Below are 18,553 nucleotides of genomic sequence, written 5' to 3'. Positions count from 1 at the left end.
GCGCTGCTGACGTCCGTCGGTGCGTTCCTCCCGCTGGGCGCGCATAACCCGATGGTGCATCGAGGGTTGGGCCGTCCTGCGCGGAAGTTGGTCCGGTTGAGCGACTCGAGCCTGTAACGCTGAGAGATCGCCATACGCCCGTCGGAGGGAACGCCGCCTTGTCATCGGACGGTGTGGGTTGCTGGCGGTAAGCTTCCGCACCGTTGCTCGCCGAGCAGGTCAGGTGGATCGATTGCCGAGCCAGGACGACGCGGGACCGTCACGTCGGCCGGGACGTGACGAGCTGGCGCGCGACTGGGCTGTTCAGATCAGTCGTACCGCGTACATCCCCCTGTCCGCCGCCAAGGTGGCGGAAGAGCTGCACGAGCTGCTCAACGTCGTGGCCGAGGCGGTCGCCGAGGACCCTGCCCTCGCCTCCCTGGTGGGCACCCGCCTGGTCGAGATGCACTGCGTCGGTGCGGAGAGCCTGGCCAAGTCCGTCGAGGTGCTCGCGCGGTTCGTCGTGCAGGAAGGGGCGGACGCGCAGCGGGCCGCGTTGGTGATCGGGGCCGTGTCCGCCGCGTACACAGCGGCGATCCAGGCGTTCGTGCTGGAGCAGCAGGAGAGCGTCAGCCAGGCGTTGCTGCGGGCGACCCGGGCTGTGCAGCTCGATCTGCAGGCCAGCGAGGAGCGGTTCGAGGACATCTTCGCCCACTCGTCGACCGGCATCGCGATTGTCGGTCTCGACGGGGAGCTGAAGCGGGCGAACGAGGCGTTGTGCACCATCCTGCGGCGCGAGGACGTTGCCGGGATGACGCTCACGGACCTGATCGCACCCGCCGACCTACCCCTGGTCGACGACGCCCTTGCCGGCCTCCGGCACGGGCGGATGCGGCGCGTCGAGGAGCGGCCGCGGTTGATCGACCACGACGGTGAGCACTTCCGGGTCCTGCTGGCCGCCACCGTGCAGAAGGACGCCGAGGACAACCCCCGGCGCTACGTCGTCATGATCGACGACGACAGCCAGCTCACGTTGCTCGGCGGGCGGTTGCAGTACCAGTCGTTGCACGACGCGCTGACCGGGTTGCCCAACCGGCAGTACCTGACGACTCGGCTGGAGTCGTTGCTGCACAGCGACATCGAGCACGGTGTCACGCTCTACCACCTCGACCTCGACGCCTTCGCGGTGATCACGGACGGGCTCGGGCGCGAGATCGGGGACAGGGTGCTCAAGCTCGTCGCCGAGCGGCTCAGCTCCGTCTTCGCCGGGGAGAAGGCGATGGTCGCGCGGCTCGAGGGCGACGAGTTCGCCGTGCTCGTGGAGAACGGGCCCGGCACGCCGGACGTCGACACGACGGTGCGGACCATCGAGCACGAACTGGCCGAGCCCGCGTACTTCGGTCGGCACGGGGTCGCGGTGTCGGCGACGATCGGGGTGCTGCCGCGGCTGCACCCCGGTGATCATCCCGCCGAGGTGTTGCGCGCCTCGGACATGACGTTGCGGCGGGCCAAGCGCAGCGGGCGGCGGCAGTGGGGGTTGCACGACGCCACGCAGGACAAGCGCGAGCAGGAGGAGCTCGCCCTGGCCGCGGTCATGCCGGGGGCGTGGGAGAACGGTGAGATCGAGGTCGTGTTCAACCCCGTCGTGAAGCTCGACGGGACGGCACGGGTGTGCGTCGAGGCCGAGCTGAACTGGCGGCACCGCGACGCCGGGCTCATCCCGCACGAGAAGTGCGTGTCGAAGGCCGAGCACACCGGGTTGATGTTGCCGTTGGGCGAGTGGATGGTGCGCAGGGCGGCCGAGACCGCGTGCGAGCACGAGGAGGTGCTCGCGGTGTGCCTCACCGAGAGCCTGGCGAACAGTCCCGACCTCGTCCGGGACGTGCGGCGGGTGCTCGCGGACACCGGGTTGCCGGCGGGCCGGTTGCTGCTGGGCTTTCCCGTGCACGTGCTCGCGTCGCAGGACAGCGAGGCCGCCGACAACCTGGACCTGTTGTCCGGCATGGGGATCCGCATCGGCGCGCGGGACTTCGAGGGGTCCACGGCGGAGATCGAGCTCGTCCGTTCGCTCGGCGTCACGGCCGTGCGGGTGAAGGGGCGCCGCCAGAAGCCGGACGAGCTCGTGTCGCACGTGCTCAGCGACCTCGTCGGGTTCGTGCACGAGGCCGGTGGGCTCGTGGTGGTCGATCCGGTCGAGGACGCCGAGCAGCGCGACTGGTGGGCTTCACTCGGCGCCGACGCCGGGGTCGGGCCGGTGTTCTGCGGGCAACCGACTACGGAGTGGCCCGCCGCGGGGTGAGGTGCACCAGGACCAGCGCGAAGCCCGCGATGGTCACCATGCGCAGGGCCGCGCCGATGCCGTTCCAGTCCTTCGACTGCCACATCGCGAACCACTCGCCGCCGATCGTGATGAAGCCGCCCAGGAACAGCGCCACGACCATCAGCAGGCCCGCGGACGCGAACTTGCGCGCGCTGTCCTCCCTGTCGCGCAGGTACGCGATCGTCCCGGCGGTCAGCAGGACCGCGGAGATCGCCTCCCACACGATGATCGCGACGTAGACGATCGTGACGATGGCGGGGCTCGTGATGGCCCTCCACTTCAGACCCTCGCCGAACGTGGTGTCCATGGCGAGGACGTGCCGCACGAACGCCTCGTTCGTGCCGTAGTCCGTGACGTTGCCGAGAACCACCAGGAGCATGTTGAGGGCGATGAACCCGACGGTCACCGCGACGACCGCGCGTAAGCTGCCGACCCGAGCAAGAAGACGCATGGAGCGGACAGTAACCGACGACCTGCTGTCGGTGAGGCCCGGTTGAGCGGATTGCCGCCGGTCAGCAGGGGTGCTGGAACTCCACCTGGGGCAGGCGCGACTGCCACAGCTTCTCGGTGAGCGCTCCTCTCGTGGTGGCGCAGATGCGTTCCGCCTCGTGCGCGACGTCGACGTCCCACGCCCGCAACAGGCCGTCGCCCGTGCCGGACAGCACCAGAACGCTGGTGCCCGGCCGGAACTGGACGTTCGGCTCGGCGCCGGACGCGAGCGCCATCGGCTGGCCGAGCGGCGTCGCGCTCGCGGGATCGGAGATGTCCCACAACCGGAACGTCTTGTCCGAACTGCCGCTCGCCAGCGTCTTCCCGTCCGGTGTCACCGAGAGCGAGAAGACCTGCTGGGTCTGCCCGGTGAGCACGCCGATCGCCACCGGCTCCTCCCGGTCGCGCACGTCCCAGAGCCGGATCGCCTTGTCGGTGCCGCCGGTGACCAGCGTGGCGCCGTCCGGCGTGAAGACGGCGCGCTGCACGGGTTCGTGGTGGTCTTCCAGCGGCTTGCCGAGCAGCCGTGGCGCACCCGGATCGGTCACGTCCCACAGCCGGACCATGCGGTCGCTGCTCGCCGTCACCATGGTCCTGCCGTCCGGGCTGAACGCCGTGTCGTTGACGTAGCCGTCGTGGCCCGGCAGCGGCTCGCCCAGCTCGAGCGGGTTCGCCGGATCGCTGACGTCCCACAGTTGCACCGACTCGTCGTCGGCGCTCGTCACCAGGAGCTTGCCGTCGGGGGAGAAGACGAGCTGGTTCGCGAACCTCGTGCCGAGCACGATCGGCTCGGTGAGCGGCGTGATCCGAGCCGGGTCGCTCGTGTCCCACAGCTGCAGCGTCTTCTCGCCCGCGAACGTGCCGAGCACCTTGCCGTCCGGGCTGAGCTGCACCCGCACGGAGCCCCGGTCGGGGCTGACCTTCGCCGAGCCGAGGAACCGGGGCCTGAACGGGTCGGTCGTGTCCCACAGCCGCGCGGTCTTGCCGTCCTTGCCGCCGGTGCCGTCGGCGGTCGCGAGGAGCTCGCCGTCCCTGCTGAACGACACCACCCCGGCGTTGCCCGCCGGGACCGGCACCACGTGCTCGGGCAACGACCACAGCCGCACCGAGTTCTCGCCCGCGCCGGTGGCGAGCGTGCGGCCGTCCGGGGTGAAGCCGACCGCGAACACGCCACCGCTCGGCGCCGCGAGCGGCTTGCCGATCTGGTTCGCGTTGACCGGGTCGGTGACGTTCCACAGCCGGGCGGTGCCGTCCACGGCGCCGGAGGCGAGCACCAACCCGTCGGGCCTGAACTTCACCGACCACACGCCGGCGGTGTGGCCGACGAGCGGATCACCGACCGCTGCCTGCGTCGCCGCGTCCCAGAGCCGCACCGTCGTGTCGTCGGCGGCGGACGCGAGCAGGCGGCCGTCCGGGCTGAACGTCACCGAGTGCACGCCGTTGGTGTGACCGGACATCGGCTTGCCGACCGGGGTCCTGGTCGCGACGTCCCAGAGCCGGATGGTCTGGTCGTCGCCCGAGGTGGCGAGCGTCCTGCCGTCACGGGTGAAGGCGAGCGTCCTGACCGCGGCGGTGGCGCCGCGCAGCGGTTCGCCGAGTGGTTTCGGGTCCGCGGGGGCGCTGACGTCCCACAGCCGCGCGGTCTTGTCCTCGTTCGCCGCGGCCAGCGTCCTGCCGTCGGGGCTGAACTCCAGCAGGTAGCTGGTGCCGTTGCCCGTGTCGATCGTCTTGACGTGCCTGGGGTTCGCCTTGTCGCCGATGTCCCACAGGCGGATCGTCCTGTCGTTGCCGGTGGTGGCGAGGACCCGGTCGTCCGGCGAGAACACCGCGGACGTGAGCCAGTCGGTGTGGCCGTTGATCACCGCGAGCGGTTTCGGGTTCGAGCGGTCGCGCACGTCCCACAGGCGGGCCGTGCGGTCGTAGCTCGCCGTCGCGAGGACGGTGCCGTCCTTCGTGAACGACGTCAGGTAGACCGCGCCGGTGTGGCCCTGCAGCGGCACGGCCAGCGGGGTCTGCTGGTTCGCGAGCAGCTTGGAGCCCACGTCGAGGTCGTCCGGCCGCATCCGGTGGGCGGCGAGCAGCAGCTGCGCGGCCACCGACGGGTCGGTGTCGGCCAGCCGGTCGGCTTCGGCCACGACCTGCCGGAACACCGCGTCGTTGCGCTGCCGGACGGCTATCACCGCCGCACTGGCCGCTATCAGTGCGAACACCACCACGAGCGAGATGGCGCTGCGGCGGAGCCAGACGCTCTTGCGGTGCTGGCGTTCGGACGTCCGCACGAACTCCTTCGCGACCGTGGTGACGTCCCGCTGCTGCCGCACGCCCTCCAGCCGTGCGCCGCGGTAGAGCAACGACGAGTCGCGGTCGTGCGCGGCCCAGGTGGCCGCGTCCTCCTCCAGCCGCTGCCGGGTGAGGTTGCCGGCGCGGTCCTCGTCGATCCAGCTGCGCAACCGTGGCCAGGCCTGCAGCAGCGCCTCGTGCGTGATCTCCACCGAGCCGGCGTCCGCGGTGATCAGGCGCGCGTGGGTGAGCACCTCGAGCGCCCGTTCGGCGGCGGGCAGGCTGGTGCTCGCCTCCAGCAGGCTGTGGCGGCTCGACCGGCGGCGCGTGTCCTGCGTGTCGTCACCCACCCTGACCAGCCGCAGGAGCAGCTGCCGCGCGGCCGCCCTGGCCGGTTCGTCGAGGTCGGCCCAGGCGCGTTCGGCCGTGGCGGCGACGGCGCCCTGGATGCCGCCGGCCGCGCGGTAGCCCGCGATCGTGAGCCGCCCGGCCTGCCTGCGCTGCCACGTGACGAGCAGGGCGTGGCTGAGCAGGGGGAGCGCGCCCGCGTCGTAGGCGTCCTTGCCGCGGCGGTTGTGCGTGCCGAGGTCGCGCAGCATGAGGTCGACCAGACCGGCCTCGAGCTGCAGGCCCGCGGCCCTGGCCGGGTTCGTCACCGCGTCGCGCACCTCGGCGGCCGACATCGCGCCGAGCACCATCTGCCTGCTCTGCAACGCCTCGGACAGCTCGGGGAAGTCGAGGCAGCGCGCGTAGAAGTCGGCCCGCACCCCCAGCACGACCGCCGTCTTCTCCGCCGCCACGTGCAGCGCCTGCACGAAGACCCGCAGCCGCTCCTCGTCGCCGCCGAGCGTGAACGCCTCCTCGAACTGGTCGACGATCACCACCCTGTCCCCGACCGCGGCCTGCACGTCGTGCGCGAAGCCGGCCGGCAGGTCCTGCTCGGCCGCCGCCTCCAGCGCGTGCGCCAGTTCCGGCAGCCGGAGCCCGAACTCCTTCAACGGGTCGGTGCCGGGTGAAATGACGACGACCTCTTTGTCCAGGCGCGGTATGACACCTGCCTTCATGAGGCTCGACTTGCCGGCCCCGGAGGCGCCGACCAGCATTGTGATGCCGTTGTCGTCCATTCGCCCGAGAAGTGCTTTCGTCGCCCTTTCCCGGCCGAAGAACCAATTCGCGTCGTCAGGACCGAATGCGCTCAGGCCCATGTACGGGCAGACCGCGCTGTCTTCCTGAGCAGGTGTTCCCGTCTCCGTGGCGGGGCTCGCGAGCGCCTCTTCCCAGAGCGCGCGCCAGGCGTCCAGTTCGTAGAGACCCTCGACCGCCGGCTGCGGCCTGCGCTTGCGGGCCTCGCCGACGAGGACCTCGAGGACCGCGCTCAGCCCGCTGAACCGGGCGGGCACGTTGCGCCCCCGCCGCCAGTCGCTGACCCGTTGCGCGGGCACCCGCAGCGGCCTGCCCCGTTCGTCCGCCCGGCGGGCGCGCGCCACCGACTCCGTGACCCGCTTCAGCGGAGGGTCTCCCGCCTCCGCGTAGAGCAGCGCGAAGCGCTCCGCGAAGACGCCACGGGGTCCCAAGCGGCCTCCCACCCTCCGGTCCGGAAAACGCGTACCGCCCGTCTGAGCTGCGGCGCACGCACCGGACGAGCTGTCAGGACCCACCATAACGAGGTGGTCTGACAACCTCGACCGCACGTCCTTCACGAGATCGGGAGACCGTCACAGTGGCAGAGGCAGACTGGGGCAGAACTTCCACGGCTGAGGAGCACTGGGGGTCTCCTCAGCCGTGGCCCGGACCGCGCGAGTGGCAGGGCGCGGCCTGCTAGGTCAGGCGGCCCGCCAGAGGGCGTCCGCCTCCGGTTGCTCCCGCCGGACCCGGTTCGGGTCCGGCGGACAGGTCTCGGTAGGCAGCGTCACGCAGGTGATCGCGTCCGGCTTCAACGCGGTGAGCTCGCCCGCGAGATCGGCCAGTTCCGAGATCGACCGATGCCGGTGTCCGTGACGACGGACTTCGTCATGACGTCGGCGAGTTCGAAGGTTTTCCGCGGACTGGCGAGCCAGTTCTCGTTCACGATTTTCTCGCTCAACGCGCGCATGAAGAGCTGCTGGTTCTTGATTCGGTTCAAATCGCCTCCGTCGCCGATGCCGTACCGGGTCCGGACGAATATGAGCGCCTGCGTTCCGTTCAGCTCCGCCGACCCGGCAGGCAAGCGCAGCCCGCTCCTGTCGTCGTCGATCGCCTCGGGCAGGGTGACGTCGATTCCGCCGAGCCGGTCGACGACGTCGCGGAAACCGTTGAAGTCGATCTGCGCGAAGTGGTCGATCCGGATGCCGCTCAGCTGCTCGACCGTCGCCACCGCGCACGCCGCACCACCCGTGGAGAACGCGCTGTTGAACATGGCGATCGCGGCCGGCGGAGCGGCCCCGCGCCGCGGCCTCGGCACCATCGTGTCGCGCGGGATGCTGACGACCCGGGCCTGGTCGCCCTTCGCGTTGAGCCGCACGACCATCGCGGTGCCGGACCGGTCGTCGTCCTTGCCGAGCAGCAGGACGACGAGGGCGGCCGGGCGTCGACGGGGGCCTGGGGTGGGTGATCTCCCGAGCGAGGTCGACGGTCTCGAGATTGCTCTCGAGCCGCCAGTACGAACCCCGCCCACAACACCCGCGGCGGCCCCCGAGACCGCGAGCCATCGTTTCGAGTGGACGTTCACCCCTCCGGCGGTCCCGGCTGTTCGTCCGGGTTCCGTCGTCGGTTCGTCATGGTTGTGCCACAGCGCGCCTCAGCTGGTCGAGGAAGACGTCGGTCCGCGCGGTGACGGCGTACTTCGCCTTCGTGCGTTCGGTGGCGATGTCACGGCCGAACGGGCTGTCCGGTGCGAGGAACCGCTGGTCGGCGACGATCTTGCCGCGCGTGTACCGCCCGGTGAGCTCGATGGCGAACCTGTCCTCGTGGTAGGTGGCCAGGTCCGGTTCGAGCAGGACCGCGGCGGCGAGCGGGTCGTGCGGCACGAACCCCCGCTTGCCCAGGAAGCTGCCGTAGAAGTCGGCGTAGAAGCCGAGGATCCGCCGCGGGTAGCAGTCGCCGGGCAGCGCTTCCAGCCACTCGGCGGGCGCGTGGCACTGCATGGTGACGTCGAGACCGACGATCGTGAGGTCCTCGAAGCCCGCGGCGAGGACCAGGTCCGCCGCCTCCGGGTCGTGCCAGAAGTTGGCCTCGGCGTGGGAGGTGATGTTGCCCGGCACGTTGAGGGCACCACCCATGACCACGACCTTGTCCAGCAGCCGCGGCAGCCGTGGCTCGATCTGCAGCGCCAGCGCGACGTTGGTGAGCGGCCCGATCGCGAGCAGGCTCAGCTCACCGGGGTTCCGCCGCGCCAGGTCCGCCAACTGCTCGGCGGCGCTCTGCCCGGTGGGGCTGGTCGTGGGCTCGTCACCGGCGTACCCGCCGAGCCCGTCCGCCCCGTGCACGTCCTCGGCCGTCATGAGCGGCTGCGCGAGCGGCTTCGCGGCCCCCGTGGCCACGGGCACGTCGAGGCCGAGGCGCTCGGTGAGCCGCAACGCGTTGGCCGTGGCCTGCTCCACCGGGACGTTCCCGTGGACCGTGCCGATGGCGGCTATTTCGACGTCGGGCCGATCGCGCAGGTAGTACAAGGCAAGGGCGTCATCGATCCCAGGATCCGCGTCGACGATGATGCGCATGCGATCGATCATGCCATTGGGGGATGCCATGACAGTCCGTCCAGCCGTGCCGGCGGATGCTCCGGCCATCGCGTCGGTGCACGTCCGCACCTGGCAGTCCGCCTACCGCGGCCTGGTCCCGGACTCGGAGCTCGACAGCCTCTCCGCAGAAGCCCGCACGTCGATGTGGGAGCGCGCGATCCCACGCGGCGGCGTGTGGGTGGGCCTGCTCGACGACACCGTGGCCGGCTTCACCTGCGTCGGCCCGTCCAGCGAACCCGACGCCACCTCCCAGCTCTACGCGATCTACGTCCTGCCCTCCGCCCAGGGCACCGGCCTGGCCCGCGAACTGGCCAGGACCGCCCTCGCCGGCCACGAAGACGTCGTGCTGTGGGTGTTCGACGAGAACCCGCGCGCCCGCCGGTTCTACGAGCGCCTCGGCTTCCGCGCCGACGGCCACGAGAAGTTCGAGACCGTGGACGGCAAGGAGCTGAAGGAGATCCGCTACCGCCTCACCGGCCCGGTGACCTGAGCTCGCTCCGCTGTTCGTTTCCTGCCTACCATCGGCATCCCGATGCGCACACAGGGAGCAGCCGTGGTGTTCCGACCGGTCTTCCGCCGCGACCTGGAGTCCTGCGAGGCCTCGATAGCCCGTGAGGTGTTCGGCGACGCCCTCGACATCAGCGCCCTGACCCTCGCCGAAGGCGGTGTCCTCGGCAGCTTCGGCGTGGCCCGCACCCTCCCGCGCCTGGTCACGTTCCCCAGGGGAGTCCTGACCACCCCGCAACACCAGGCGCGCTACGAACGCTGGCTGATCCACGAACTGACCCACGCCTACCAGTACCAGCACGGGCGCGGCGTCCTCAGCCTCCTGCCCACCGCCATCGCGGGCTTCTTCAAGAAGAGCCTCTACGACTACGGCGGCGTCGAAGGCCTGCGCGGCAAGACCTTCGCGGACTTCAACACCGAGCAGCAGGCGAACATCGTGGCCGACTACTACTACCTCAGCACCTATGAACCTGGTCGCGACCTCTCGGCCTACGAGCCTTACATCCGTTTCGTGCGCTCCGGGGGCTGACGCTGTTCGGCGCTGCGTCCCCGGTGAGCGGTCCTGAGAGCGAAAAGGACAAGCTCCGACCGCGTTGCGGTACGCAACCTGAGCTGTTTTGTCGTGCCACCAGGTGTATGCGGCCACAGGCGGCGAGTCCGTTGTAGAAGCGAACTCTTGGCCTACCTGCGTCGGGTGGCGGTAGATGTCGGTGTGTACATCTATCAGCGGAAACGTGCGTGACGGTGACGGGTGACCCCGTCACACGACCGCGAAAACGGTCGTGCGCCGCGCCATCTCGACAGGTGCGGCGTACGGCCACCGTCACTACGCGATCGTCCGCCGACGTGGTCGATACGGCGCGCTGGCAGTCGCCAGCGAGTCGCGCGAGCAGAGGGACGCACCCCTGCTGTCGAGGCCGATGATCCTTCCCCGCACCTGGTGGATGTCCACCGAACCGGGAATCTTGCAATATTGGTACAACTTCCCCTGGCCGCATTACGATGTTCATGCCAAGATCGCAATTCTGCAAGACGCCAACAGGATCGAGTCGATGACGGTTCAGAACGGCCACGACAGTCCCGATCATCCGGACAAGCAGTCGCCGGAACCTGCAGTGGCTAATGAAGTGGACGCTGGCAGTATGTCTGGTGTGGTGGTGCAGGCGCACACCATCAACGGCAACATCAATCTTGGTGCACCCCATCGGGAAGCGTCTGCGCCGGAAGTGCGTGCACGTCGGAATGGCGTGCTCCTGGTCGTGTTGCCCGTCATCCTGGCGGTCAGTGCGATCATGGTCGTCAGTCTCAATCCAGAGCGATTTGTTCCAAGAGACCAGGGCCAGTCTTCTCCGTCAACGCCGTCTTCGTCTTCCGGTGCAGCAACGGCTTCGCCTTCCGGGTCCGGCTCGACCGCGCAAGCCACCAGTTCCTCGCCGGGCAGATCCCAGGTGTCGCCGCCTCCTCCGCGGAGCACAGCCGAAGTCGCGCCCCTGAAGCCGGCAAATCCCGGGCCGGCGAATCCCGGGCCTGCGAACCTGTCCGCAGGAGCCGACGCGCGCCTCCGAAATTCCTCCACCAGCAAGTGCGTATCCGGAGAAGGTCCCATTTACCCCGGTTTCGGAACATGCAGCGCCAGCCGCTCATACGCGTGGACGTTGCGTCCCTCAGGCGGTGACAGCTTCGAGCTCGTCAACCGCGCGAGCGGAAAATGCCTGTCAGCACCCACCGTCAATAACTACGCGGTCCAGCTCGACCCCTGCGACGGCTCTATCGGCAACGGCAACCTGCACTGGCGCATCGGGAGCACCACTGCGGCGGGCCAGACCCTGCAGAACACCGAAACCGGGCACTGCCTGATCATCGACTCTCCGCCTTTTGGCGGCAGCAGTCAGGTGATGGTGACCACCTGCAACAGCGACCAGTCCCAGCAGCTGTGGAGAAACGACGAAACCGCCTAGCCGCAGAGGTGTGGTCAAGCCGACGAGTGATCGAGGAGATCACTCGGCGCGGGCGCAGCACATGGCCAATTCGTTACTACGTGATCGTGCGCCGATGTGGCCGCGCTGCGGCACGCTGGTAGTCGTCAACCAGGTGAGCCAGCGCATCGCCCCGCCAGCACGCGCCACCCCGTTCGAGTGGGTCCGCCGAGCGTTCGAGCCGGACCATGTCGAGGCCCAGTGGAGTGGGACGCGCCGGCTGCTTGACTCGGCTCGTTCGCGGCTTGCTTTCCCGTGACAGGCGTTGCGGGCGGCTCGGCAGTGGGAGCGACCACGACGAGTCGGGCGAGTTCTGCGGCGGCACGCGTGAGCTGACTCGCGGCCTGCTCAGCGTCGCCGTCCGCCAGCAGCGCACGTCGCACCTCGGCGGCTGTCGTCTCGACAGCGGCCACGGCGGTCAGCACGTCCCCGTGTCTCGTGGTCAGCCGCGCGTCGGGCGCGTTGTCGACAGGTCGCGTTGTGGTGGCGAGCCGGTCGGGAAGTCTTGTCTTGGCCTTCTCGGCTTCGTCCTCAGATTGGGTGTGTTCTCGGGATCGTCTCGTCCCAGTAGTTCCGACGACCTGTCAGCGGGTCTACGCCCGCGTAGACGACCACCCTCAGCGAGCCGCTCGGCAGGACCTCGATCCGCCCGCGCTCGCGGTCCTCGGGACCTGTCTTGCGCTTGGTCATGTGCGGCCGTACGCCCGGCTCGCATCACGCGCGGCACTACGAAACGGACACTTCAGTCCCGACCAAAAGACCAAGGGCTCCGACCTGTTTTCACTGGTCAGAGCCCTTAGTTTCACCCGGCGAAAGGTGGTGCCCCAGGCAGGATTCGAACCTGCGACACACGGTTTAGGAAACCGATGCTCTATCCCCTGAGCTACTAGGGCTGGCGACAGCAGTCTAGCGGGGTACCGCCACCGAGTTGACCAGCGCCCCCGGCTACGGCACGACGGGCCGGTTCCTCACGCACCGTGAACACCCTCAGGGGAGAGTTGCGGCCGTTGGGGGGAAGTGAGACAAGCCACCTTCTTTCGAGTAGAAACGTCAGGTAGGGAGGGTGCGTGAGCAGACCTTGGCCCGACTTCCGTCCCGGCCCGCTCGGTGCCCTCAAGGCTTGGTGGCGTCGGCGGGTGCCTCGGCGCGTTGACGACATCACCTTCGTGCCGCCGGCCAGCAGTCATCAGCAGGAGTTCGAGACTCCGTTGGCCAGCGCCGTGTACGGGTTGGACTTCCAGCTGCGGTTGACCGTGGTCTGGCGGCTCGACCTGGCCACCGGGCTGCGGCACAACTCGCCGAAGAGCGCGGCCATCCACCACGTCCTGCAGCGGGCGAAGGAGATCAGCGGCAAGGCGATGTTGGTGCACCACGCCGCGCTGCAGGTGCAGTTGGGGGACGAGCTCGCCACCGAACGGCAGGTGCCCGGTACGCACGTGTGGGCTCGGGCCGAGCAGGTGAAGGTCACGGTGGGGGACGAGGACCTCGAGATGGCTCGGAAGCACATCGAGCTGTTGAGGAACTCGACGTTCAAGCTGGCCGAGCGGGATGTGGAACGGGCTGAGATCCGGTACCTGCGCGACGAGGTCCTGACGGACGTCGGCACGGCGACGATCTGGTGGTTGCAGCGCAACGGGTACCAGGTGCAAGAGGCGGTCAAGCTGGCCGACCACCTCGCCGAGTTGGTGAAGATCGCGCAGCGGGAGCCGGCCACGCACTGGGCCGAGTCGCTGGTGAGCAGCGTCGAGCGGGCCATGCCCGAGCTCGAGGACGTGCACCGCAAGGACCTGCGGCTGCACCTGGTCAAGGCGCTGAGCGTCTACGGGGGTGCTCGGGTGGCCGCGGAGTTCGCTGATCAGGTCGGGTTGCCCGCGGGCGAACCGCACCGGAACGGACACGTCTAGGCTCGGTGAGGTGCTGACCCAACTTCGCAGTGCCGCGGTTGTCGCCGGGTTGCGGGCCCTGGCCCGGCTCACGCCCTACGCCGAGGCGGAGCTCATCGGGCTCCGCAAGGTCGTCAAGCCCGGTGACGTGTGCGTCGACGTCGGGGCCGCGTTGGGGCTCTACACGGTGACGCTCTCGCGACTGGTCGGTCCACACGGGACTGTGCACAGCGTCGAGCCGCTGGTGTTCGCGCACCCCGCCCTGTCGTACGTCCTGCGGCCCCGGGAGGGGCGGAACATCAAGCGGCACTCGGTGGCGCTTGGTGCCGAGGAGCAGGGGCGTGAGGTCATGAGCGTCCCGGTGCGGCACGGGAGTCCCGTCACCGGGCGGTCGTTCCTCACGGCGGGGGCGGACGGGCTGGGGTCCAACGAGGAGTTCGAGCAGCACCTGGACGTGCTCGTCAAGACGGACACGCTCGACCACTTCGTGCAGGAGCAGGGGATCTCGCGGCTCGACTTCGTCAAGGCGGACGTGGAGGGGGCCGAGCTCAAGGTGCTCGAGGGGGCGAAGGAGACCATCGAGCGCTTCAGGCCCGCGTTCCTGCTGGAGATCGAGGAACGGCACGTCGAACGGTTCGGGTACCGGGCCGAGGACGTCGCCGGCTTCCTGATCGAGCGCGGGTACCGGATGAGCACGTGGCACGGCGGTGAGTGGGTGCCCACGGACGCCGTCGGGGGCGAGATCCGCAACTACCTCTTCCGGGCTTAGGCCGGCCGGGCGAAACCCGGGATCGGAGTGCACGGCGGGGATCCGGGGCGCGTCTTGCGGATGTGCAGGACAACGTGGAGATCGCTCGGTTGAGCCTCGGGCTGCTCGTCGCCGTCACCGTCCCGGTCGGCTTCGCCAGGCAGGGGCAACGTCTGTGGGTCTGCGTCGCGCTCAGCCTGGTGTACGCGGCCTATGTCGTGTTCCCGGCGGTCGACGGGGTCGCGGCCGTCGCCTCCTGGCTCTGCGCGGGGCTCGCCACGGCGATCCTCGGCGTTCTCGGGCGTCGGGCGGGGGAGGACCCAGTAGTCGTTCGTGCGCGCAAGAACCCCCGCGAGGTCTGGGAATGGTTTCGCCTGCGGTGGTGGCCGATCACGGTGCTGCTCGCCCTGGTGACCACGGTGCTCGTGGCGATTCTCAGCAGCAGGGGGTCACGGGCCTCCGGCCTCCTGGTCGCCGCGCTGCAGGACCACCGGTGGTCTGTCGTGCTGTCCGGCATGATCACGGCCGTCTTCGTCGGTGACGACCTCATCCGTGTGGTGTTGCGGCCGCTGGTGCGCCAGCTCAAGCAGCAAGGGGTCGACGTGGCGTCACTGGCGCCGACGAGTGCGCACATCGGCTGGATGGAACGGGCGTTGGTGTTCATCCTGGTCGCCGGCGGGCAGGCGGAGGCGGCGGCGCTGGCCATTACGATCAAGGCGTTGTTCCGGATCAGCACGGACCGCAGCCGAGACTTCACCGAGTACTACCTGGTCGGTACGTTGACCAGCGTCGTGCTGGCGACGATCGTGGCCATCACCGTGAGGCTCGGGATCGGGCTGTCGCCGCTCTGAAGGTTGTGATGAACAGGTTCTGGGAGCACGAGTACTTCCGCGCGTTGCTCGCCCTCGGGCTGCCGGCCGAGGACTTCGCGGTCACCGGTAGTGCTGTGCTGTACGCCCACGGTGTGATCGGCGACCCGCGGGACCTCGACGTGCTGGCGCGGGGGAAGGCCTGGGACCGCGTGGCGCGGCTCGGTGAGCCGAAGCCGACACCGCTCGCCGAGGGAGCGGAGATCGCGTTGGGAGACATCCAGTTCCTGGACCGCTGGTTCCCCGGATGGGACACCGACGTGCTGATCGACGAGGCGGACGTCCTGCACGGCTTGAGGTTCGTGCGGCTCGAGGTCATCAGGGCCACGAAGGCGATGCTGGGACGGCCGCGGGACCTGGAGCACGTCGAGCTGATCGACGCCCATGTCGCGAAAGGCCTGACATAAGTAGAGGACGCCGACCCCTGGGGGTGGATCGGCGTCCTCATCTCGAAGGCCTACAAGCTGTAGACCTCAAGCTCGTACAGGGAGTACCCGTACCGGGTGGCCCGTTGGGTACCCGTCATGCGGAGGTATCTCGCATCCTGTGGTGAGAACGCTACGACATCCTCGCCGCCATCGCCAGCACTTGTGGAGAAAACGTTTCTCCAGGTCGTTCCGTCATTGGAAATCTCGATGCGGTAGCTCCTGCCGAACGCCGGCTCCCACCGCAACACCGCGCGACCGATCCGTTGCACTGCGCCGAGATCGACCTGGATCCACTGGTCGTCGCTCCAGTCGCTCGCCCACCGGGAGGTGGGGTTGCCGTCCACCGCGTGGGACGGCGGGAGGGTGTTCCAGCCCGTTTCGTGGGACGACGCGGTGGCGGTGCGGCCCGCTGCCAGGTTGGTGGTGTTCTGGCCGCGGCGGGACGGGAACTGCACGACCTGCTGGTAGGTCGGGCGGTTCTGCCAGTGGATCTTGTCGTGGGTGATGCCGCCCATGGCGCGGTGGATGATCGTGTCGGCGCACCACTGGTCGCCCGCGGCGCAGTCCGCGTCGCCCGGGTAGACGCCGGTGGCGGGCTTGGCGACGGCGGCCTGCAGCGAGGTCACGAGGGCTGTGCGGCAGCCGGTCAGAGTGCCTCCACCGCAGTAGGTCTGCGGGAACGCGCCCTGGACCGGGTCGCCGAGGACCTTGCGCAGGTCCTTGTCCACGTAGCCCCACCAGCCGTACTGGAACGACGAACCCTTGTGCGGTGCGGCACCGTGCGTGTCGGACGGGGCCTCGTCGATCTGGACGGCACCGACGATCGCGTCGAACAAGCCGTCGCCCAGCGATGTCTTGAACTGCGCCTCGACGAGGAGGGGCCACCAGGCATCGAGAATCCGGATGGCTTCGGCGTGTCCGTATGCCTTGCTGCCCTTCGAGGTCTCCTTGCGCAACGAACCGGAGCGTTGCCAGTCCTTCAGCTTCTGCACGGCCGGGGCGAGGGCCGGGTCGACCGGCGCCGACTCGACGACGCGCAGCAGTTCGGGCAGCACCTGTTCGGCGCGCAGGTCGGCCACGGCCGCCTCGGCCATGACGCGGGTCAGGGACGCGCGGGTCACCTTCTGGCCCGACGCGATCAGGGCCCGCACCCGCTTGTCGAGCAGGTCGCCGCGGTGCACGGAGCTGTGGCCGAAGCCGCCGAAGGTGAAGTCGCGGGCCTGCTTGTTGTTCCAGGAGATGTAGTAGTCCTGGTTGATCGAGTTCGGGTGCGCGGCGAACGGCGTGTACGCGGCGGTGTTCTCGTCGCCGTTCCAGTCCACCCACTCGTACTCGGGACGGGCCCAGGTCGGCAGGTTCGGGTCCACAGTGGAACGGCGCACCGGGTTCAGGCCCGAGTTGAAGTACGCGGTGTCGCGGGAGTCCACGTAGAACCAGTTGAACGCGTAGCCGATCTTGTCGGCGGCGCGCTGGAAGTCGGCGGCCGAACGGATGGCGCCCGGGTCGTTGAGCTCCTGGAAGCCGATGATCGAGTCGACCTCGTGCATGTACGTCGAACGCAGCGTCGTGTACGCCACGACCTTGCCGCCGACGGTGGCACGGCTCGTCACCAGCCCGTACTTGGTCCGGTACATCACCAGCGTGTAAGAACCGGCCGGCGTGCCGTCGGCGACGGTCGGCTTCCAGGCGTTCTTGCGCTCCAGCCGTTCCATCGGCAGGCAGGCGCCGCGGTACAGGTACGACGAGGAGGCCTTGGTGGCGGGGGAACCGTCCGGGTTGCACAGTTCGACGGCGTAGGTGTCGACGATGTCGTGGCCCGACGAGGTCGCGCTCCACGAGTAGTCGACGCCCCGGCCGAGCTGCACGTACATCGAGACGCCGGCGAACGAGACGCCGCGCGAGCGGATGCCGGGACCGTTGAGCTCCTGCAGCAGCAACAGCTGCGGTGCGAAGTACCCGGTCTGCGGGCCCCACACGGCGATCGGGTTACCGGTGTCGGTGTGCGCGCCGGAGACGGACAGCGCGTTCGACATGCCGTGCTTCTTGTTCAGCAGGTCGGCGGGCAGCACGCCGTCGGAGAAGATCCCGCGGGCCTTCTCCAGTTCCGGCGACGCGGGAACGGCGACCGCGGTGCCCGTGCCGCCCACCTCGTCGTAGACCATGCGCTCGGGGGTGATGCTGCCGGAGTCGGGCAGCGCCACGCCCGCGGGGCTCGCGGGGGAGGCCGAGTAGGGGAACGACTGTCCGTCGTGGAGGGTCAGCACGGCCTCGGGGTCGTTCTGCGCCCGGAACGCCTTCCACACCTGCTCGCCGGTGGTGGCGCCGTACCTGTTCTGCGCGGCCAGCTTCACGAGCGCCGACTGCACCTCACCGCCACCGCCCGCGCCGAACAGGCCGCCGACCACCGAGGCGATCGCCACCATGTCGGTCGACTTGAACGGCTGGATGTCGTTCCAGTTCGTGATGGCGTCGGCATGCCCGGTCAGGACGTACTCGCCGGGGAAGTTCCGCGCCGCGATCGACTGCGTGATGTAGGCGTTGATCCCGGAGATGTAGTCGTCGACGTCGGCCAGCGCCTGGCGCCCGCGCTCCCCGCCCTTCGCCGCGGCGGTGTCGATCTGCTTCTGCAGATCGGCCTCGGTGTACGGGATCTGGTTGTAGAAGCTCTGCTCCAGCACGCGGTTGCCCGGCGCGCCGCCGGCGAACCCGGTCAGCCGGCCGCGGCCGAGGTGGCGGAAGAGGTCCATCAGCCACAGGCGGTCCTGCGCGGCCGCGAACCCGGCGCCGAACATCGTGCCGGACCGCGTGGTGCCGGTGATGTGCGGCATGCCGATCTTCTTGTCGCGCACGATCGTCACGTCCGACCGCGGCTTGACGGTGCTCTCGACCTGGTCGGACGGCACGCCGAACGACCCGTCGTTGAAGAAGTCCGACAGCTGGGCGTTGGTCAGGCCGCTGTGGCCGGCGACGAGGCCGTCGTACTTGGCGAGCTGGTCGGCCGAGTGCGCGGGCCTGGTGCCGAACGCCTTGTGGCCGAGGATCTCGGCCAGCGTCGCGTTGCCGTTGTTGCCGGGCGGCAGGATGTCGCCGCACTGGCCGAGGCAGTGGTCGTCCGCGGTGTACGCGGGCGCGAGGGGTTCGGCCTGGGCCGCGGACGGGACGATCATGAGGGAGGCGGTGACGGCGGCGGTCGCCAGCAGGGACGTCACCGGATTGGCTCTCCGCATCCGCGAAGCTCCTCTCCGTGCAGGGCTATTGTGACGTACGTTACTTTCCGGTAAGCCTATTGCGAAAGAGCTTCGCGTTTAGCGGACCGGAGCCGGAGGTGCTGTACCGATTCGGCAACTCATCGAAAAGA

The 18,553-nt window shown here is 69.2% G+C and carries 14 protein-coding genes and 1 tRNA gene; 8 read left to right on the top strand and 7 right to left on the bottom strand.

From position 1 onward, the window contains the following. Positions 1 to 223 precede the first annotated feature (223 nt). Positions 224 to 2,278 (top strand): bifunctional diguanylate cyclase/phosphodiesterase, encoded by a 2,055-nt coding sequence (locus BLQ91_RS14355; protein ID WP_143022649.1) that lies wholly within the window; start codon positions 224 to 226, stop codon positions 2,276 to 2,278. Here the strand turns inward: BLQ91_RS14355 and BLQ91_RS14350 are convergent. From BLQ91_RS14350 to BLQ91_RS14335, 4 genes are all read right to left on the bottom strand, one after another. Then, positions 2,253 to 2,750 carry a DUF2165 domain-containing protein gene (locus tag BLQ91_RS14350; protein WP_090097334.1) on the bottom strand — a complete coding sequence of 166 codons (498 nt, stop codon included), beginning with the start codon at positions 2,748 to 2,750 and terminating at the stop codon, positions 2,253 to 2,255. The genes BLQ91_RS14355 and BLQ91_RS14350 overlap by 26 nt on opposite strands. Positions 2,751 to 2,811: 61 nt before the next feature. Next, positions 2,812 to 6,642 carry an nSTAND1 domain-containing NTPase gene (locus BLQ91_RS14345; protein WP_245733420.1) on the bottom strand — a complete coding sequence of 1,277 codons (3,831 nt, stop codon included), beginning with the start codon at positions 6,640 to 6,642 and terminating at the stop codon, positions 2,812 to 2,814. A 359-nt stretch (positions 6,643 to 7,001) separates the two neighbouring features. Then, entirely contained in the window at positions 7,002 to 7,721 is a 720-nt protein-coding gene (locus BLQ91_RS14340; RefSeq protein ID WP_281199495.1) for an LCP family protein, read from the bottom strand. 100 nt (positions 7,722 to 7,821) lie between these two features. Continuing rightward, complete coding sequence (locus BLQ91_RS14335) at positions 7,822 to 8,763, bottom strand: nucleoside hydrolase (protein ID WP_090097730.1); 942 nt, start codon at positions 8,761 to 8,763, stop codon at positions 7,822 to 7,824. Between the two features lie 28 nt (positions 8,764 to 8,791). Between BLQ91_RS14335 and BLQ91_RS14330 the strand changes: the two genes are divergently transcribed. From BLQ91_RS14330 to BLQ91_RS14320, 3 genes are all read left to right on the top strand, one after another. Then, the gene (locus BLQ91_RS14330; protein ID WP_090097331.1) at positions 8,792 to 9,274 is read left to right on the top strand and encodes a GNAT family N-acetyltransferase; all 483 of its coding nucleotides are present in this window, start codon (positions 8,792 to 8,794) and stop codon (positions 9,272 to 9,274) included. A gap of 63 nt (positions 9,275 to 9,337) precedes the next feature. Continuing rightward, positions 9,338 to 9,820: a hypothetical protein gene (locus tag BLQ91_RS14325; protein WP_090097330.1), complete on the top strand. Its 483-nt coding sequence runs from the start codon at positions 9,338 to 9,340 to the stop codon at positions 9,818 to 9,820. Between the two features lie 253 nt (positions 9,821 to 10,073). After that, the gene (locus BLQ91_RS14320) at positions 10,074 to 11,249 is read left to right on the top strand and encodes an RICIN domain-containing protein (protein WP_090097329.1); all 1,176 of its coding nucleotides are present in this window, start codon (positions 10,074 to 10,076) and stop codon (positions 11,247 to 11,249) included. A 549-nt stretch (positions 11,250 to 11,798) separates the two neighbouring features. Here BLQ91_RS14320 and BLQ91_RS41320 read toward each other — a convergent pair. After that, positions 11,799 to 11,957: a hypothetical protein gene (locus tag BLQ91_RS41320; protein ID WP_176959745.1), complete on the bottom strand. Its 159-nt coding sequence runs from the start codon at positions 11,955 to 11,957 to the stop codon at positions 11,799 to 11,801. Positions 11,958 to 12,084: 127 nt separating this feature from the next. Beyond that, a tRNA-Arg gene (locus tag BLQ91_RS14315) sits at positions 12,085 to 12,160 on the bottom strand. A 243-nt stretch (positions 12,161 to 12,403) separates the two neighbouring features. Here BLQ91_RS14315 and BLQ91_RS14310 point away from each other — a divergent pair. From BLQ91_RS14310 to BLQ91_RS14295, 4 genes are all read left to right on the top strand, one after another. Continuing rightward, positions 12,404 to 13,171, top strand: coding sequence for a hypothetical protein (locus tag BLQ91_RS14310; RefSeq protein WP_218130277.1), 768 nt, complete (start codon positions 12,404 to 12,406; stop codon positions 13,169 to 13,171). A gap of 10 nt (positions 13,172 to 13,181) precedes the next feature. Then, positions 13,182 to 13,919 carry an FkbM family methyltransferase gene (locus tag BLQ91_RS14305; RefSeq protein WP_176959747.1) on the top strand — a complete coding sequence of 246 codons (738 nt, stop codon included), beginning with the start codon at positions 13,182 to 13,184 and terminating at the stop codon, positions 13,917 to 13,919. A 74-nt stretch (positions 13,920 to 13,993) separates the two neighbouring features. After that, the gene (locus BLQ91_RS14300; RefSeq protein ID WP_143022647.1) at positions 13,994 to 14,749 is read left to right on the top strand and encodes a hypothetical protein; all 756 of its coding nucleotides are present in this window, start codon (positions 13,994 to 13,996) and stop codon (positions 14,747 to 14,749) included. 8 nt (positions 14,750 to 14,757) lie between these two features. Continuing rightward, positions 14,758 to 15,174 carry a hypothetical protein gene (locus tag BLQ91_RS14295; RefSeq protein WP_090097325.1) on the top strand — a complete coding sequence of 139 codons (417 nt, stop codon included), beginning with the start codon at positions 14,758 to 14,760 and terminating at the stop codon, positions 15,172 to 15,174. A 50-nt stretch (positions 15,175 to 15,224) separates the two neighbouring features. Here the strand turns inward: BLQ91_RS14295 and BLQ91_RS14290 are convergent, their stop codons facing one another. Further along, a complete protein-coding gene (locus BLQ91_RS14290; RefSeq protein WP_090097324.1) occupies positions 15,225 to 18,422 on the bottom strand; it encodes a penicillin acylase family protein in 3,198 nt (1,065 codons plus the stop codon). Positions 18,423 to 18,553: the final 131 nt, after the last annotated feature.

Source organism: Lentzea jiangxiensis, assembly GCF_900104175.1.
GTDB lineage: Bacteria > Actinomycetota > Actinomycetes > Mycobacteriales > Pseudonocardiaceae > Lentzea > Lentzea jiangxiensis.
This window is presented reverse-complemented; position numbering and strand designations above follow the sequence as displayed.

What these genes read in the sequence shown, in the direction of transcription:
- BLQ91_RS14350 (WP_090097334.1), bottom strand. Translation starts at nt 2,750, where the DNA reads ATGCGTCTTCTTGCTCGGGTCGGCAGCTTACGCGCGGTCGTCGCGGTG.
- BLQ91_RS14335 (WP_090097730.1), bottom strand. Translation starts at nt 8,763, where the DNA reads ATGCGCATCATCGTCGACGCGGATCCTGGGATCGATGACGCCCTTGCC.
- BLQ91_RS14330 (WP_090097331.1), top strand. Translation starts at nt 8,792, where the DNA reads ATGACAGTCCGTCCAGCCGTGCCGGCGGATGCTCCGGCCATCGCGTCG.
- BLQ91_RS41320 (WP_176959745.1), bottom strand. Translation starts at nt 11,957, where the DNA reads ATGACCAAGCGCAAGACAGGTCCCGAGGACCGCGAGCGCGGGCGGATC.
- BLQ91_RS14295 (WP_090097325.1), top strand. Translation starts at nt 14,758, where the DNA reads ATGAACAGGTTCTGGGAGCACGAGTACTTCCGCGCGTTGCTCGCCCTC.
- BLQ91_RS14290 (WP_090097324.1), bottom strand. Translation starts at nt 18,422, where the DNA reads ATGCGGAGAGCCAATCCGGTGACGTCCCTGCTGGCGACCGCCGCCGTC.